Raw genomic sequence first — 17,118 nt, 5'->3', positions numbered from 1 at the left:
TGGAGGAGGTCATCTCTCAAGATTTGAGGAAGCCTCCTTTTTCTATACTATCTGATGAGCTGTAAAAAGAGCTGGTTGATTTCCTTTGCTTTTGTTGGTCCAATGACCCTGGCAAGATCTTTCACTAGTCTGCTTCTTTTCGTATCATCAAAAATGTTGATGTTTTTTCCTTTCACCTTGGCAACAATGCTTGTAGCCTGATCGGGGGTCAGTGAAATATTATATTGTTTGGCATACTTTAGCAGTTCATCATTTGTAATATGGTTGATTTTGTGATTGATCACATTTTGTAATAGCTTCAAGTTTATCACTCCTCAACAGATACATATGTAGTATCCATCGAGAAAGTGACAATTTTATTAGAAAATAAACTGAAAGGAAAGGAATTGGCGATGACTCAAAGAGTACATAAGAAAGAAAGTCCCCTTCATTTCATTTACCGTCTATTCTTTATTACTATCGGAGCAGGGTTGGCAGCCGTTTCGATCGAACTGTTCCTTGTACCGAATAATATTATTGATGGGGGGATCATTGGTGTCTCACTGATCCTGAATTATTTGGTTTCTGATTCAATCCCTTTCCTTAATTTTTCAACCCTGTTGGTCTTACTCAACCTTCCTTTTATGTATTCGGGGTACAAACAAATAGGAAAGACGTTTGTCGTATCTTCTTTGTTTGCCATCGTCGCGTTGGCGATCATTGAAAGCCTCCTTCACCATATGGATCCATTTGTAACAGAAGAGATCCTTGCAACCGTCTTCGGCGGATTGATTCTTGGGGTGGGAGTAGGACTGGTCATCCGTCATGGAGGTTCGTTGGATGGAACTGAAATCTTAGGGATCCTTTTGACTAAGAAATTGCCATTCTCCGTCGGTGAGTTTGTGATGTTTATGAATATTTTCATCTTCGGATGGGCGGCATTTGTCTTTGGAATCGAAGAAGCCATGTATTCTGTCATGACCTATTATATCGCCTTCAAGACGATTGACACGGTCATTCAGGGAATGGATGAAACGAAAGCGGTCATCATCGTTTCGGATTATTATCTCGAAGTATCGGATGCCATCTTACAACGGCTTGGAAGAGGTACAACCATGTTGAAGGGGCGTGGCGGCTATACGGATAATGATAAAGAAGTCATTTACGTCGTGGTCACGAGACTTGAAGTGACGAAATTGAAATCCATCGTTTCGGATGTTGATCCAAATGCTTTCATCACGATCATGAGCACGCAAGAAACAAAAGGGGCACGTTTCAAATCTGCCATCCATTGATGTATTAAAATCATCCCTTTATGGAATGAAAGGACCGCCCAAACAAGATGGCGGTCCTTTTTTGAATGACGAACGGAATCATTTACAATTGATGATGCATCCTGTATACTACCCTATGTACTTTTAAATCGGAATGATTCTTATAAAGAGAGATGATAAAGATGGATATGACAAATCCAGTGATAAAAATAGAAGATGTGAATTTCCGCTATGAGCGTGAAAGAGTGCTCGAAGATATTAATTTGAGCATACCAAGAGGTGCTTTTCTCGGAATTGTTGGTCCGAACGGTTCGGGGAAATCCACATTACTTAAGCTTGTCCTAGGCCTGCTTAGGGTGAAACAGGGGAATATTGAGCTGTTCGGGATCCCGCAGCATAAATTTAAACAATGGGATCGCATCGGCTTTGTATCCCAGAAGGCAAACAGCTTCAACACAGGATTTCCGGCTACTGTTTATGAAGTGGTGGCTAGCGGACTGGCGAAAAAGGCAGGTTTGTTCAAGCGGGTTTCAGCAGCATATAAGCAAGACGTGATTCAAGCAATTGAATCAGTCGGCATGGGTGAGTTCGCCAAACGGAATATCGGGGAATTATCAGGCGGTCAGCAACAAAGGGTCTTCATCGCAAGGGCCCTCGTGAGTCAGCCTGATGTATTGATCCTTGATGAACCGACAGTTGGAGTCGACAGCCGTAACGTTCAAAACTTCTACGATATGTTAGAAAGGTTGAACAAGGATTTAGGTATCACTCTTGTGCTGGTCACCCATGACATCGGATCGATTTCAAATAAGGTCACACATGTTGCCTGCTTAAATAAACATTTACATTTCCATGGCAAAACAGAAGAGTTTGAAAAGCTCAAAGAAAATCAGCTTTCCTCTTTTTATGGTCATGATGTACATTTTTTGAATCATGAGCATGAACATCATCATTCATGATCGATCGGAGGGAAGAAAATGCTTCAAGCTATTTTTCAATATGAATTTTTACAAAATGCATTTCTGACAGGAATCCTTATCGGGATCATCGCTCCGTTACTGGGGGCCTTCATCGTGGTAAGGAGATTGTCCCTGATTGCAGACGCACTGAGCCACGTGACGCTCTCAGGCATTGCGGCAAGTCTGTACTTAAGCAAAACCGTTCCTGGGTTTTCAGGGTTGAATCCCCTTTACTTTGGAATGGCTTTCTCCGTGATGGGTTCCTTATTCATAGAACGATTAAGAATGGTATATAAGCATTACCAGGAGCTTGCAATCCCGATCATCCTGTCCGGTGGAATTGGGATCGGGGTCATATTCATTTCACTTGCAGACGGTTTCAACACGGATTTATTCAGTTATTTATTTGGGAGTGTCAGCGCGGTCAGCAGGGGGGACCTGTATCTGATTGCCGGGATCAGTATCCTTGTCATCGGAGTGATTTTCTTATTGTATAAGGAATTATTCCTTTTATCTTTTGATGAGGATCATGCAAAGGCATCTGGGATCCCTGCGAAAGCGATCCACTTTATCTTTATGATCATGGTCGCCCTTGTGATTGCCGCCTCCATGCGCATTGTGGGAATTCTTCTGGTATCATCTCTCATGACACTTCCGGTTGCAGCAAGTATCAGAATCGCGAACGGCTTTAAACAAACGATCGGATATTCCCTTTTATTCGGGGAAATTTCCGTCATCGTCGGACTAGTCAGCGCCTTCTATTTGAATCTTGCTCCGGGTGGAACGATCGTCATGACGGCCATCTTGATTCTCCTCTTGACGATCCTCATCAAGAAATTGAGGTCGTCTGGTCATTCTTCAAAAGGTGAGGTGTAGGAAATGAATGTAACGGAAGCCATGGATCTATTAAAAGCAAAAGGATATAAGCATACAGGGAAACGGCAGCAATTACTTGAATTGTTTTCAAGCTCGAATAAATATTTAACCGCGAGGGACGTCTTGGAGTATATGAAAGCCGATTATCCCGGCCTGAGCTTCGATACCATTTATCGTAATTTAAGCCTTTTCGTAGAGCTGGGCATACTGGAAGAAACTGAGTTATCCAGTGAAAGGCATTTCCGGATTACGTGTGAAAGTCATCATCACCATCATCACTTCATCTGTATGGATTGTGGGAAAACGAAAGAAATCCATACCTGTCCCATGGAAGTGTTGAAAGAAAATTTAGCTGAAACCGGCTATGATATATCAGGACATAAATTTGAAATTTACGGTAAATGTCCACAGTGTCAATAGGGATCCTTCGGGGTCTCTTTTTTCTTCGGAACATCTTCACGTGTTTAACCTTGTGTAAAGGAGGGGAAAAATAGGTATATAGAAGGAATATAGAGGAGATGTAGCCATGGAATCGGTCCCTTTCACACACTGCCCCACCAGTAAAAAAAATTGCGTCAGTACGATAGACCTTACCTCTTACCACAGAATCGCACCTCTTCCCGTAAGCGGGGAAGTGGCAGATACGAAAGCAAGGATACACCAGACGCTGAATCAATTCGATCATGTAGAAATCAAGGAAGAAGGGACGCATTATGTGCATGCCGTCTTCACATCCAAGTGGATGAAATTTAAGGATGACCTGGAGCTTTTTATTGATGAAAGTACCCATCTTTTGCATTTCAAGTCGGCTTCACGCTTAGGGTATTATGATTTCAAAGTGAATCGGAAGCGCGTGGAACGATTTAAATCCTTATTTAATAACGCATAGAAAAAAGCCTCAAACGAGGCTTTTTTTCTATAATCAGCGTTGTTGCTGCAACCAGTTCTGTACCCAGGAATCCGCTTCCTTCCAGTCATTCACACGAATGACCCCATCAGGGATCGGTTTTTGATTATAAGGCGTGTTGAATAACACAACAGGGATGGATAATTCTTCGGAGATGGCCACTGCATTATCGTGTTTATCCTCGAAGAAAATGTCGACTGCATGTTTTTTAGCAGTTGATATTTTATCGTGAGATCCGATTAATTCGATATGATGATACATAAGGTCCTGTGCATCGAACCATTTCTTCGTAATATCGATGAGGTCGGTTCGTCTTGCACTGATAAAATAAAGTTCGTGCTTCTCTTTCCATTGATCCAGGATCGTTTTTGCGCCGGGAGCAAGGGGAGACTCTTTGTAGATGAGCGGTTCTGCTTCTTTAAACCATTTTCCAAAGGTTTGAGGTGATATGTCCAAAACCTTTGTCAATTCATATTGGGTGATGTCCTGTAAGGTTAAATTCAATTGAAAGTGATCATTTATATGAGGCAGTAAAGATTCAGGTGACGTAACTGTCCCATCAATATCGATTCCAAAACGTTTCATTCTTTATCATACTCCCCTTTATAAAAACTCCTTCAAGTTTATCACATTCCCCGTATTGAAATAACCTCGAAAAACAATTATTCATGAGAACGGCCTAAGCGCGATCGCACAGATAACAAAAATGACAAAGATTAGCATAGTAAAATGGTTGAACTGACACACAATAAGAAGGCTCCCAAACACAGAAAGTGAGGGATTGCTGTATGAGTGATGAACGACGCGAATTAAACAGCGTTGATCGAAATCTTCAAGATATCGACGTGTATTACGACAATCCGGAAACAGATGTGAGTAGAGATGATTACCGTGAAGAAACAGCAGCAGAAATTGCTGCTCCAATGAATGTGAGCCGCGACTTTGAAGATGATGCCGCCGAAGATGCGACAACATCAGGGCGTGTGTTAGGATACTCTGCACTTGCACTATCCATTCTATCCTTATTTATTCTCCCGGTCATCATGGGGGCAGCGGGGATTGTCCTTGGGTTTGTGGCAAGGCGCAGGGGGGCAGAGATGCTCGGTGCCTGGGCAATCGGAATTGGGGCCGTATCGATAATCGTAGGATTATTTGTACTGCCGTTCTTTTAAACTAAATCGTTTTTCTTGAAATTGGGAGCGTTTCAGGAAACCAAAAAAAGAGGGCTGATCATGGATCAGCCCTCTTTCATGCACAGGATCAGACTTGCTCCTGCTCTTTCTTTTCAGCTTCCTGCTTTGCAAAGTACTCTTCAGCAATCTTGTCAATTTCTTTCTTTAATTCTTCCACCATGGTCTCTTCAGGTACTTTACGGACCGTTTTTCCCTTACGGAATAGGAGTCCTTCCCCTCGGGCACCGGCAATCCCGATATCAGCCTCTCTGGCTTCACCAGGTCCATTCACTGCACATCCCAGCACAGCAACCTTGATCGGTGCTTTAATCGTGGAAATGTATTCTTCCACCTCATTGGCGATTGAAATCAAGTCAATTTCAATACGACCGCAAGTCGGACACGAAATCAATGTAGCTGCATTTGCAGAGAGTCCAAATGATTTCAATAATTCCCTTGCCACTTTCACTTCTTCGACGGGATCCGCACTCAAGGAAATTCGGACCGTGTTACCGATCCCAAGACTTAAGATGGCTCCAAGACCAGCGGCACTTTTAACGGTACCTGCAAACAGAGTGCCTGATTCTGTGATCCCAAGGTGAAGCGGGTAGTCGAAGGCTTTCGCAGCTTTCGTGTAAGCCTCAATTGCTAAGTTCACATCAGAAGCCTTCATGGATACGATGATGTCATGGAAATCGAGGTCTTCAAGGATTTTAATATGGTGAAGGGCACTTTCCACCATTCCATCAGCTGTCGGGTATCCGTATTTCTCAAGGATTTTTCTTTCCAGGCTACCGGCGTTCACTCCGATTCGAATCGGGATGCCTTTTTCTTTTGCTGCCTTGACTACAGCCTCCACTTTTTCGCGGCGGCCGATATTCCCTGGATTGATTCGGATTTTATCTGCTCCGCCTTCAATGGCTTTCAGGGCTAATTTATAGTCAAAATGTATATCGACAACAAGTGGGATATTGATTTGCTTCTTAATATCAGCAATGGCGTCGGCTGCACGCTCATCCGGGCAAGCGACACGTACGACCTGGCATCCTGCTTCTTCCAGACGGTGAATTTCTTTAACCGTTGCTTCAACATCATGGGTTTTGGTCGTGGTCATACTTTGGATGACCACTTCGTTATTACCGCCGATCGTTAAATTACCTACTTTGACAGGACGTGTTTTTGTACGATGTATAATTTCACTCAAGTGTAATTCGCTCCTTTAGAAAGGTTCTCAAAGTTTCATTATAAGTAATACGAAGCTATTGTAACAGTGTTTTGTGTAAAATGACAAGAAATAGGTGTTTAAGACATGTTCAAGCTATTGATAATTGGGTATTTTATAGGTTTTCCCTATTTGAATCTTGTCAGGTGGGACATCATTCAATTCTTCAAAGTCGGTGATCACCCGGTCGATGGAAACGGGAATGGATCCATCAAGAAGATCTTCCACAAGGCTCAATACGGTATCGCCCGGCTTCACTTCCATTTCCACATATGGAAGGGAGGAGGGACCTTCACCCCTTTGAACAGGTTCCTGTGGGAGTTTCCCTTGATTTCCATTCACCAGGGGCTCGGAGGAGGCGACGGTCGCTTCTTTATACAGCAGACGTAACGTCCCCTTATTTAAGTCATAATAAACACTGTATAGAAGAATGATAATACCAAAGAAAATTGCCATTCTTTTCATCTGAATTTCCTCCCGATTAGTGTGATGTCTGAATGGAACAATGAAGGAGTTGTATGATATGAGAGAGAAACTTCTCCCATTTGTGATCGGTTTACTGCCCATACTGATGGTACTGGGGAATTCAATGCTGATTCCCATTCTTCCTGATATTGAAGAAGACTTGCATTTAGGGAGCAGATGGTCGGGATTCATTTTAAGTTCATTTACAATCCCTGCAGCTTTGGTGATACCCTTTACAGGGATATTGTCTGATCGCTATGGGCGTAAACGGTTGATCAGCATTTCGTTATGGATCATGATTCTCGGGAGTATATTGTGTATCTTCAATGGAGGGCTCATTAGCCTCTTTATGCTCGGAAGAGGACTGCAAGGTGTCGGTGCAGCAGGGACGATGCCTCTCGCAATGGCATTGATCGGTGATCTTTATCAAGGGGAGGAGCGCTCAAGGATGCTTGGTTCATTGGAGGTATTCAATGGGATCGGCAAAGTGGCAGCTCCACTTATTGGTGCCACCCTCGCCCAACTCGTTCTTTGGGATCAGTCTTTTTGGGTCTTCCCCGTGATTTCTTTCGTGATCTTAGTCGGTCTGCGACAAACAGTCGAATCAACTAAAGGTGTTCGGAAATTGGATGTGAAGGAATTCTCTGCCGTTTTTTTATCAAAGGGCAGGCTGCTGATCCCTCTCTATGTCATCGGGGGAACCGGTTTATTTTTATTATTCGGCATTCTCTTCTATCTTTCCTACCATATTGAAAATACTTTTCATATTGATGGGTTTTTTAAAGGATTTTCGTTCATTTTTCCCCTTGGGGCGATGACGATCTGTTCGTATTGGTGCGGAAAAAGACTGAAGACTGATGAGGAATTGGGTTGGACCTATTTGAAATGCGGGCTAATCACCATGAGCATCCCATTAGGATTATTGATCTTTTTTTCTTCATTGGGATCTTTGATGTTTTTTCTCACCCTAAGCTTTGGGGGATTGGGATTGATGCTTCCTGTCATCAATACCTTCATAACGGGAAGCGTATCTGAACAAGAAAGGGGAATGGTTGTCAGCCTTTATGGTGCTGTAAGATTCAGCGGGGTGGCTTTGGGTCCTGTCGCCTTTGGGGTATGGAAGCAGGATCCAACACAAATGTATATTATCACATTTGGATTCACATTGATGAATATCCTCCTGTTTGCCCTATTGGCTACACGGACAAAAGGAGAGGCTCGTACTGAAATCCAACAGACCTTTGGAAAAAGTCCCCGTTAAGTGGAAACGGGGACTTTATTTATTGGCGTTTTTTCCTTTGGGGTATTTCTTTCACTACTAAATACAGGATGATTGTGATGACAAACCAGTCCAATATTGGAGCAGCGGGAATCCTGGTTTGTAATAATTCCATTAGGGTAAAAAATACGGTAGAAACCGTAGCCGAATAGGCGGTGATGCGAAAGCTTTGGCGATATGGTACATTTCGTTTCAGTACATTAGCAAATGTAACACCGATGATGGCGAAAATGGTTATTTTCAAGAATGTCATTCCGGAGGTGAACACGTAAAGAATGCTTAATGCCACAGGGATCAAAATCCATTTCAGGTCCTTGAGAGAATTCAGGATGTCGAGTAATCCATCCTCTGTTACAGTGCTATCACCAAACAACGTATAAGACGAGGATTGGACATGTCCCTGGCTGATGACCACAAAGTCATTCTTAAGGAAGGCGACCGTGTTTTCATTCCTGTCAAGGTTCCCTTCTTTCATTTGACCCGTATCATCCAAGATGATGGTCATGCCTTCTTTCTCAATGGTCACGGGCCCGGAATGATCAGAAGTCAAGGTGCCGTTCTCAATCGAAAATGATGGCAATTCATTATCCAGAGAATCCTTTAATGTATCCAGGGCATTGGTTGCGAACGATACAAATTGTACGGCCACAGGAATGATGGATATAAGAGCAAGTAAAAAAATGAAACGGATCGTCTTGCCAATTCCCTGGAAACGGAATTTTGCAATATCTTTTGGGGAATAGATACTTTTATACAATTGCTGAAATACATTCATTTCGTTTTTTTCTCCTTTCGTGCATACCCTATCTATTTTAAGCTTGTCTTCATACTTTCATCAAGTAAGTCTTCGGAAGCATTTATAATTAGTATCATTTGTAACATAAATGTAATAAAAGTCGAGTTTTATTAACCTATTGTAAATTTGGGGTAAAAAGTATTTACGTAAGCCCCGTTATATATTAAAAATGATATGGGGTTTTTGTTGTTTAATGTCGAAAATATATGTAGGGGTTGAAAAAATGGAATTAAATTGGCAGGAAATGTTGTTTCAGTTCTTTGGAGGACTAGGTATTTTCCTCTTTGGGATAAAGTATATGGGGGACGGCCTTCAGAAGTCAGCCGGTGAACGCCTCAAGGAAATCCTTGATAAGTTCACGACCAATCCGTTCATGGGAGTGCTGGCAGGGGTTTTTGTTACCGTCCTGATCCAGTCGAGTAGTGGTACGACGGTTATCGTTGTCGGGCTGGTAAGTGCCGGTTTCATGACCCTAAGACAAGCAATCGGGGTCATCATGGGTGCCAATATCGGTACGACGGTGACAGCCTTCATCATTGGTGTGGACGTAGGGGAGTATGCCCTTCCGATCATTGCCGTAGGTACCATCTTATTATTCTTCTTCAAGAATAAAAAAGTCCACAACGTTGGACAAATGATCTTTGGCTTCGGTGCCTTATTCTATGGGCTCGAATTAATGGGTGGAGGAATGAAACCTTTACGCTCATTGGAAGCATTCCATGATTTGACCGTCAGCATGAGTGATAATCCGATTCTTGGAGTGGTAGTCGGTACGTTGTTCACCGTGGTTGTACAAAGTTCTTCTGCCACGATCGGTATCCTTCAGGAGCTGTACAGCTCAAACCTGGTAGACTTACAGGCAGGACTGCCTATCTTATTCGGGGATAACATCGGGACAACCATCACAGCGGTATTGGCTGCACTGGGTGCGTCAGTCGCTGCCAGACGAGCTGCGGCGGTGCATGTACTCTTTAACTTAATCGGAACAACCATATTCTTGATCATATTGCCGTTATTCTCAAAGTTTGTCGTATTTCTACAAACTACATTCAACCTGAATGAGCCAATGACCATTGCATTCGCTCATGGTACTTTCAATATAACGAATACTATCATTCAATTTCCGTTCATCGCCGTATTGGCGCTGATCGTAACGAAGTTGATTCCGGGTCAGGACTCTATCGTGGATTATAACTCGAAACACCTGGATCCTGTATTCATCGAACAATCTCCTTCCATTGCGTTGGGGCAGGCAAAAGAAGAAGTTCTCCGCATGGGGACATTTGCCGTTAAAGGGTTACAGGAAACAAATGAGTTCTTGAAGACAAAGAGCTCGAAAAATTCAGAAGCAGCATATCAAATAGAAGGTGCCATCAATAACCTCGATAAGAAAATCACGAACTATCTTGTTGATCTATCATCTTCTTCCCTATCGGAATCTGAATCCGAGCGTCATTCGATCCTGATGGATACGGTTCGGGATATTGAACGCGTGGGTGATCATTTTGAAAACATCGTCGAGTTAGTTGAATATCAGCAAGCCAACAAAGTGAAAATCACAGAAGATGCCATGTCCGATCTTGAAGTCATGTTCAATTTGACGATTGAAACAGTTGAAAAAGCGATCAAGTCTCTGGATTTGAACGACACTGAAATTGCAAGAGAAGTGGCGGAGAAGGAAGACCAGATCGATAAAATGGAACGTAAGCTCCGCAAACAGCATATCCTGCGTCTGAACGAAGGGAAATGTTCGGGTCAAGCTGGTATCGTATACGTAGATATCATCAGTAATCTAGAACGTATTGGAGATCATGCCGTCAATATTGCTGAAGCAGTATTGGGAGTAGAATAAGTTTCTTTCCTGACCTCTTTGAAATTTGTCAAAGGGGTCAGTTTTTTTTATACTCAAAAGGGGGTGTTGGAACGTGGACATCGTTTACTGGAGTATCATTATCATACTCATGATTTTATCGTTTGTCGGGCTTGTGTATCCGATTTTGCCAAGTGTCGTTTTCTTAATGGGCAGCTTTCTGCTGTATGGGGTGTTTTTCAGCTTTGAACCATTCAGCTGGTTGTTCTGGACGATACAGATTCTGTTTGTCGCCCTCTTGTTCGGTGCCGATTATATGGCGAACCTGATCGGTGTCAAAAAGTTCGGAGGCTCGAAGGCAGGAATATGGGGAAGCACGATCGGACTGCTCATTGGTCCATTCGTCATCCCTGTCATAGGAATACTGATCGGACCTTTCCTCGGAGCCGTCATAGGAGAATGGATCGTTCATCGAACTAACTTGAAGACAGCATTTAAAGTAGGTATAGGATCAGTCATAGGCTTCATCTCAAGCGTATTCACAAAAGGATTCATTCAAATCGTCATGGCCATTTATTTCTTTATGGTCGTGTGAAGGGACTCACCACTATTTATGACAGCCTACATAACATGAAATATATTTAATGTTTATTGGGCATTTTATTCTTGTAAGAAAAAAGTGAGAGATTGAAGGCAAAATATTTGAACAGATATAGTAGTTTTGGTAATCTTATACTGAAACGGCCTGAATATAGCTATTCAGGAAACTATACATAGGGAGGAATTTATAATGGCTTACGAATTACCGCAATTACCTTACGCATATGATGCATTAGAACCTCATATCGACAAGGAAACAATGAACATCCACCACACTAAACACCATAACGCATATGTGACGAAAGTAAATGATGCACTTCAAGGACACGACGATTTATTAAGCAAATCCATTGAAGATCTTGTTTCTAACTTAGACGCTGTTCCTGAAGGTGCTCGTACGGCAGTTCGCAATAATGGTGGCGGTCACGCTAACCACTCTCTATTCTGGACGGTATTATCTCCGAATGGTGGAGGCGCTCCATCTGGAGAGTTAGCAGATGCCATCTCTTCCAAATTCGGAAGCTTCGATTCATTCAAAGAAGAATTCGCTAATGCTGCTGCAACACGCTTCGGCTCAGGCTGGGCTTGGCTTGTAGTGAATAACGGTGAATTGGAAGTAACAAGCACACCAAACCAGGACAGTCCTTTAATGGAAGGGAAAACGCCTGTTTTAGGTCTTGATGTTTGGGAGCATGCTTACTACCTGAACTATCAAAACCGTCGTCCTGATTACATCAGTTCATTCTGGAACGTTGTAAACTGGGATGAAGTAGCGAAGCGTTATTCAGCTGCTAAGTAATTTTATGAATAAGGTAAGAGAGGTTCTTTCAGGAACCTCTCTTTTTTTTGTATAAGTTCCTTCCCTTTTTCACAAGATAGGGGTACGTTAAAGGGGAGTTTTACACATGAGCAGCTTTAAAAGAATATTAGGTGACATTGATTTAACGAAAGATCTGACTTTGCTCCTGTTGATCGGGGGATTATACTCCTTGAGTATTGCCCTCTCGAACACATTTGTGAACATCTACTTATGGAAACAGTCAGGTGAATTCATTGATTTGGGTGTCTATAATTTAACCGTTGTCATCTTTCAGCCCCTGACATTTATTTTAGCTGGAAGGTTGGCAAAGAAAGTGGACCGGGTGATTGTATTACGCTTCGGTGTTATTTTTTTGGCTCTCTTTTACATATCCGTTTTGGCATTCGGAGAATCGGCAGAAGATTATCTTGTCGTGTTGGGAGCGTTACTAGGGATCGGCTATGGTTTCTACTGGTTAGCCTTCAATGTGTTGACGTTTGAAATCACAGAACCTGAAACAAGGGATTTCTTCAATGGCTTCCTCGGTACTCTGACGTCTGCCGGGGGGATGATAGGACCGATCCTCGCCGGTTTCATCATTTCAAGGTTTGCTTCCTTCAAGGGGTATACCATTGTATTCGGAATCTCTCTGTTTCTTTTTTTCCTCGCGGTTATTATGAGTTTCTTCCTTAAGAGGCGGCCGGCATCCGGACGCTATCTTTTCCTTAGGATTCTCGAGGAAAGAAAGCACAATCACAATTGGCGTTCCATCACCAATGCCCACTTTTTCCAGGGGCTGAGGGAAGGAACCTTTATCTTTATCATATCGGTGTTTGTATTCATCAGTACGGGAAGTGAATTTGCCATCGGTACCTTTGGTTTGATCAACTCAGGCATTGCCTTTGTGGGCTATTATGTCGCTTCCAGGGTCATAAAGAAACAATTGAGGAAACGCGCCATCCTGCTAGGTGGTATCCTTCTTTATCTGGCCATATTCCTGATCGTATTTGATGTCACGTATACAAAATTATTGCTTTATGCAGGTGTCATTGCCATTGCCTATCCCATCTTGTTGGTTCCCTATATCTCTATGACATACGATGTGATCGGTACGGGATGGAACGCAGCTGAAATGAGGATTGAGTACATAGTCGTAAGGGAAATCTTCTTGAACCTGGGAAGGATCGTCTCAGTCCTTGCTTTCATTGTTGCCGTGACTTTCTTTAATCAGGAAGAGAGCATCCCGATACTTCTATTGATACTTGGGGCAGGACATACACTGATTTACTTATTTGTACGGAAAGTCGTGCTGCCTTTATAAGGGACTTACTACAAAGAGAGGGAAAGATTTCCTCTCTTTACTTATGGCTAGATTATCCCTGACATTTTCTATAAAATAAGGGGAGGGTTAAGATGATTGTTCCCACCTTGTTTGCTATCCAATCAACCAGGAACGAAACAAGGGCAGAGAGAGATTTTTACATAGAGGAAGGGCTGGAAGACTTGAAAAAAAATAAGAGAAAAAGAAAGACGCATGTTCCCGTCAGGATGAATCTGCTGTTTTTTGCTGTGTTCTTATTATTTTCCCTTCTTGTACTTAGACTTGGACTTGTTCAGATCGTGAATGGGGAAAGCTATAAAAAAGAAGTGGAAAGAACCGAAGACGTCGTGGTCAATACTGGTGTGCCACGCGGGAAAATGTATGACCGTTATGGGAATGTGATCGTCGACAATATTCCGCTGAATGCCATTACGTATACACGGGCAAATAATACGAAGATCGATGAAATGATCGAAGTCGCCTCCAGGCTATCCCGGTTCATCGAAAAAGATACAGGGGACGTGACAGAGCGGGACAAAAAGGATTATTGGATCATCAAGCATCCTGAAGCAGCCGATGCAAAAGTTTCGGACAGGGAAATCAAAAACCTCCAAAGCAATGAAGAACTGTCTGAAGATGACGTGAATAAAAAAGTGTATCAGATGAGACTCGACCGGATTACCGAGAAAGAACTGGATTCCCTCACTGAAAATGACCTTGAAATCATCGCCATTTATCGTGAGTTCTCCAGTGGCTATGCGCTTAATCCGCAGATTGTGAAGAATGAAGGAGTCACTCCGGAGGAATTCGCAACGGTCAGTGAGCATCTGAGTGAACTTCCAGGTGTCAATACGACGACAGATTGGAAGCGTTCCTACGTATTTGATGATACGTTACGGACGATTTTAGGGAACGTGTCCTCTTCAAGGGAAGGATTGCCAAAGAATTTGGTGGATTCCTATTTAGCTCAGGATTATAACCGGAATGATCGCGTAGGTAAGAGCTATGTAGAACTTGAATATGAAGATGTCCTCCAAGGACAAAAGGAACAGATCAAGAACGTAACCAAAGGCGGAAGTGTGCTCGAATCCGTCCTTGTTCAACAAGGACAGAGAGGTAAGGATATTGTCCTTACCATCGATATGGAACTTCAGCGGGAAGTCGAAAAAATAATCGAAGAAGAATTAAGCAAACAGATTGTCCACCGGGACGCATCTCCAGATCTTGACCGGGCATATGTCGTCATGATTGACCCGAATACCGGGGAGATCCTGGCCATGGCAGGTAAACAATATGTCAAGAATCCTGAAACGGGTAAGTACGAAATGCGGGATGCTGCACTAGGGACCTTTACATCTTCCTATGAAGTAGGTTCCGTTGTGAAGGGCGCTACGGTATTGACAGGATATATGACCGGTAAATTGACACCGGGTGAGGTTTTGATTGATGAACCGTTAAGGATCAAAGGGACTAATCCGAAAACATCCTGGTTCAATAAATACCAGCAAATCCCGATGACCGATTTATATGCTCTGGAGAAGTCCTCCAACGCCTACATGTGGAAGGTTGCCTTGAAAATAGCCGGGGGCCGGTACGTACCGAATGAGCCGATCGTGAACAACCCGGCAGCGTTCGATGTGTTCAGGAATCACTACGCTCAATTTGGTTTAGGTGTCCCGACAGGCATCGACCTGCCCGGTGAATCTGCCGGTCTTACAGGAACCAAGACAGATCCCGGTTTCTTACTTGACTTGGCGATCGGTCAGTTTGATACGTACACCACCATGCAGCTGGCACAATATGTTTCTACCATCGCGAACGATGGTTACCGTGTACAGCCTCATATTATGAAGGAGATAAGGGAACCGACCAATGAAAAGGAAAGCCTCGGTCCCATCCTGTTCGAGAAAGAGACGAATGTACTGAATCGAATTGATGCCACACAGGAACAGATCGAACATGTCCAAAAAGGTTTCTACCGTGTTTATCATAACCCTGAAGGAACGGGTTACTTATTCCATGATGCTCCTTATAATGCAGCGGGTAAATCCGGAACAGCCGAGACGTATATTGACGGGGAACTGAGTTATAACACCACATTGATCGGTTATGCGCCTTACGATAATCCTGAGGTGGCGTATGCGACTGTGGTACCCGCCTCTCATATCCAGGCAAGCGGCGTGGCCGATCCATATGTGAATAAGTACATCTCCAGACGGGTAATGGATAAGTACTTTGAATTGAAGAAGAAGCGTGCCGAAGAAGAGAAGGATCCAACTTCCGTAAACAAGAAAGTCGAGAATGCGGATGAGGCAGAAGAGCAAATGCAGAAGGAAAGAGAACAGAATAACTAATGTAACAAGCTGATTCATGGGTAAATGGTTCCATGAATCAGCTTTTTTTATTGTGAATCATAACATTAATCCATGAATGGGCATCATACATTCATGAAAAAAAGACATTTTTTTAAGTACGTACATAATTTATCAAACATTGTTCAATACTAGTGTTAATAAGGGTTTAAAGCATTTATGAACCGCGGAATCATAAAAAAAATGTCGAATTTACAAAACCTTTACAATCGATTAAAACACCATTAACACTCATCTATTAATCTAGTACTCGTAGGACAAAACAACCAATATTCTAGGGGGAATTAAAGAATGAAGAACTTCAAGAAATACGGTCTGCTTTTAATCATCGCAACGCTAGTAGCATTTGCAGCTGCATGTGGGAATGGAAGCAGCACAGATGAAAATGCTGGAGACGACAAAGAAGGTTCAGAAACAGCTTCTGGTTCAATCGTAGTTTCAGGTTCTTCTGCAATGCAACCACTTGTTGCAGCAGCAGCTGAAGAATTCATGGCAGAAAATCCGGATGCAGATATCCAAGTTAATGCTGGAGGATCTGGTACAGGATTATCCCAAGTTTCTGAAGGATCAGTTCAAATCGGTAACTCGGACGTTTTCGCTGAAGAAAAAGAAGGAATTCCAGCGGACGAGTTAGTTGACCATAAAGTAGCGGTTGTAGGAATGACGGCTGCAGTTAATCCTAATGTTGGTATTGATGACATTTCAAAAGAAGATCTTAAAAAAGTATTCACAGGTGAAATCAAGAACTGGAAAGAACTTGGTGGTAAAGATCAAAAGATCACGCTTGTAAACCGTCCAGACTCTTCTGGTACTCGTGCTACATTCGTAAAATTCGGTCTTGATGGAGAGACACCTGCTGAAGGAATCACAGAAGATTCTTCAAACACTGTAAAGAAAATCATCAACGAAACTGATGGAGCAATTGGTTACCTTGCTTTCTCTTACTTCACTGATGACAGTGTAACTCCATTAGCAATCGATGGTGTTAAAGCAACTGACGAAAACGTACAAAAAGGTGATTTCCCAATCTGGGCATACGAACACTCTTACACTAAAGGTGAGCCTGATGGTCTAGCTAAAACGTTCCTTGACTACATGATGAGCGAAGATGTTCAAAGTGGTTTACTAAAGGATCAAGGTTACATTCCTTCTACAAAAATGGAAGTAGAACGTGATGCTGAAGGGAAACAAACAAAGAAGTAAAAGATGAATCAATTAAATAAATTGATAGGGTAGATGCTTGAGGGCATTTACCCTATTATCTCGTATTTAGGGGTGTTTATGGAT

At 42.7% G+C, this 17,118-nt stretch carries 18 protein-coding genes; 13 read left to right on the top strand and 5 right to left on the bottom strand.

Translation table 11 applies throughout. From position 1 onward, the window contains the following. Positions 1-47 precede the first annotated feature (47 nt). Positions 48-311: a DUF2624 domain-containing protein gene (locus M1J35_RS17545; protein WP_318019831.1), complete on the bottom strand. Its 264-nt coding sequence runs from the start codon at positions 309-311 to the stop codon at positions 48-50. 81 nt (positions 312-392) lie between these two features. Between M1J35_RS17545 and M1J35_RS17540 the strand changes: the two genes are divergently transcribed. From M1J35_RS17540 to M1J35_RS17520, 5 genes are all read left to right on the top strand, one after another. Further along, complete coding sequence (locus tag M1J35_RS17540) at positions 393-1,274, top strand: YitT family protein (protein WP_034757554.1); 882 nt, start codon at positions 393-395, stop codon at positions 1,272-1,274. Positions 1,275-1,435: 161 nt separating this feature from the next. Continuing rightward, complete coding sequence (locus tag M1J35_RS17535; RefSeq protein WP_034757557.1) at positions 1,436-2,212, top strand: metal ABC transporter ATP-binding protein; 777 nt, start codon at positions 1,436-1,438, stop codon at positions 2,210-2,212. Between the two features lie 18 nt (positions 2,213-2,230). Further along, positions 2,231-3,088: a metal ABC transporter permease gene (locus M1J35_RS17530; RefSeq protein ID WP_224519503.1), complete on the top strand. Its 858-nt coding sequence runs from the start codon at positions 2,231-2,233 to the stop codon at positions 3,086-3,088. A 3-nt stretch (positions 3,089-3,091) separates the two neighbouring features. Further along, a complete protein-coding gene (locus M1J35_RS17525) occupies positions 3,092-3,508 on the top strand; it encodes a Fur family transcriptional regulator (protein ID WP_034757562.1) in 417 nt (138 codons plus the stop codon). 106 nt (positions 3,509-3,614) lie between these two features. Next, positions 3,615-3,977, top strand: a complete 363-nt coding sequence (locus M1J35_RS17520) for a DUF1499 domain-containing protein (RefSeq protein WP_224519504.1) — start codon at positions 3,615-3,617, stop codon at positions 3,975-3,977. A 33-nt stretch (positions 3,978-4,010) separates the two neighbouring features. Here M1J35_RS17520 and M1J35_RS17515 read toward each other — a convergent pair whose 3' ends face one another. Beyond that, positions 4,011-4,580 (bottom strand): hypothetical protein, encoded by a 570-nt coding sequence (locus tag M1J35_RS17515; protein ID WP_061811244.1) that lies wholly within the window; start codon positions 4,578-4,580, stop codon positions 4,011-4,013. 203 nt (positions 4,581-4,783) lie between these two features. Between M1J35_RS17515 and M1J35_RS17510 the strand changes: the two genes are divergently transcribed. Then, positions 4,784-5,167, top strand: coding sequence for a DUF4190 domain-containing protein (locus M1J35_RS17510; RefSeq protein ID WP_034757567.1), 384 nt, complete (start codon positions 4,784-4,786; stop codon positions 5,165-5,167). Positions 5,168-5,255: 88 nt separating this feature from the next. Here M1J35_RS17510 and ispG read toward each other — a convergent pair whose 3' ends face one another. After that, complete coding sequence (gene ispG / locus M1J35_RS17505; protein ID WP_156030040.1) at positions 5,256-6,362, bottom strand: flavodoxin-dependent (E)-4-hydroxy-3-methylbut-2-enyl-diphosphate synthase; 1,107 nt, start codon at positions 6,360-6,362, stop codon at positions 5,256-5,258. Between the two features lie 123 nt (positions 6,363-6,485). Beyond that, the gene (locus M1J35_RS17500) at positions 6,486-6,854 is read right to left on the bottom strand and encodes a hypothetical protein (RefSeq protein WP_224519506.1); all 369 of its coding nucleotides are present in this window, start codon (positions 6,852-6,854) and stop codon (positions 6,486-6,488) included. A 58-nt stretch (positions 6,855-6,912) separates the two neighbouring features. Here M1J35_RS17500 and M1J35_RS17495 point away from each other — a divergent pair, with 58 nt between their 5' ends. After that, positions 6,913-8,115 (top strand): MFS transporter, encoded by a 1,203-nt coding sequence (locus M1J35_RS17495; RefSeq protein ID WP_254651828.1) that lies wholly within the window; start codon positions 6,913-6,915, stop codon positions 8,113-8,115. A gap of 19 nt (positions 8,116-8,134) precedes the next feature. Here the strand turns inward: M1J35_RS17495 and M1J35_RS17490 are convergent, their stop codons facing one another. Further along, the gene (locus tag M1J35_RS17490; RefSeq protein ID WP_254651827.1) at positions 8,135-8,908 is read right to left on the bottom strand and encodes a DUF1189 domain-containing protein; all 774 of its coding nucleotides are present in this window, start codon (positions 8,906-8,908) and stop codon (positions 8,135-8,137) included. Between the two features lie 244 nt (positions 8,909-9,152). Here M1J35_RS17490 and M1J35_RS17485 point away from each other — a divergent pair, with 244 nt between their 5' ends. The 6 genes from M1J35_RS17485 (at position 9,153) to M1J35_RS17460 (ending at position 17,034) form a co-directional block, all read left to right on the top strand. Then, the gene (locus M1J35_RS17485; RefSeq protein ID WP_061811242.1) at positions 9,153-10,781 is read left to right on the top strand and encodes a Na/Pi cotransporter family protein; all 1,629 of its coding nucleotides are present in this window, start codon (positions 9,153-9,155) and stop codon (positions 10,779-10,781) included. 73 nt (positions 10,782-10,854) lie between these two features. Then, positions 10,855-11,334, top strand: a complete 480-nt coding sequence (locus M1J35_RS17480; protein WP_254651826.1) for a DUF456 domain-containing protein — start codon at positions 10,855-10,857, stop codon at positions 11,332-11,334. A gap of 195 nt (positions 11,335-11,529) precedes the next feature. After that, a complete protein-coding gene (locus M1J35_RS17475) occupies positions 11,530-12,138 on the top strand; it encodes a superoxide dismutase (protein ID WP_034757581.1) in 609 nt (202 codons plus the stop codon). 106 nt (positions 12,139-12,244) lie between these two features. Beyond that, positions 12,245-13,459, top strand: coding sequence for an MFS transporter (locus M1J35_RS17470; protein ID WP_034757583.1), 1,215 nt, complete (start codon positions 12,245-12,247; stop codon positions 13,457-13,459). Between the two features lie 227 nt (positions 13,460-13,686). Further along, complete coding sequence (locus M1J35_RS17465; protein WP_371928764.1) at positions 13,687-15,813, top strand: peptidoglycan D,D-transpeptidase FtsI family protein; 2,127 nt, start codon at positions 13,687-13,689, stop codon at positions 15,811-15,813. A 309-nt stretch (positions 15,814-16,122) separates the two neighbouring features. Beyond that, the gene (locus M1J35_RS17460) at positions 16,123-17,034 is read left to right on the top strand and encodes a phosphate ABC transporter substrate-binding protein (protein WP_224519511.1); all 912 of its coding nucleotides are present in this window, start codon (positions 16,123-16,125) and stop codon (positions 17,032-17,034) included. Positions 17,035-17,118: the final 84 nt, after the last annotated feature.

The organism is Rossellomorea sp. KS-H15a (assembly GCF_024195245.1).
GTDB classification, from domain to species: Bacteria; Bacillota; Bacilli; order Bacillales; family Bacillaceae_B; genus Rossellomorea; species Rossellomorea vietnamensis.
This window is presented reverse-complemented; position numbering and strand designations above follow the sequence as displayed.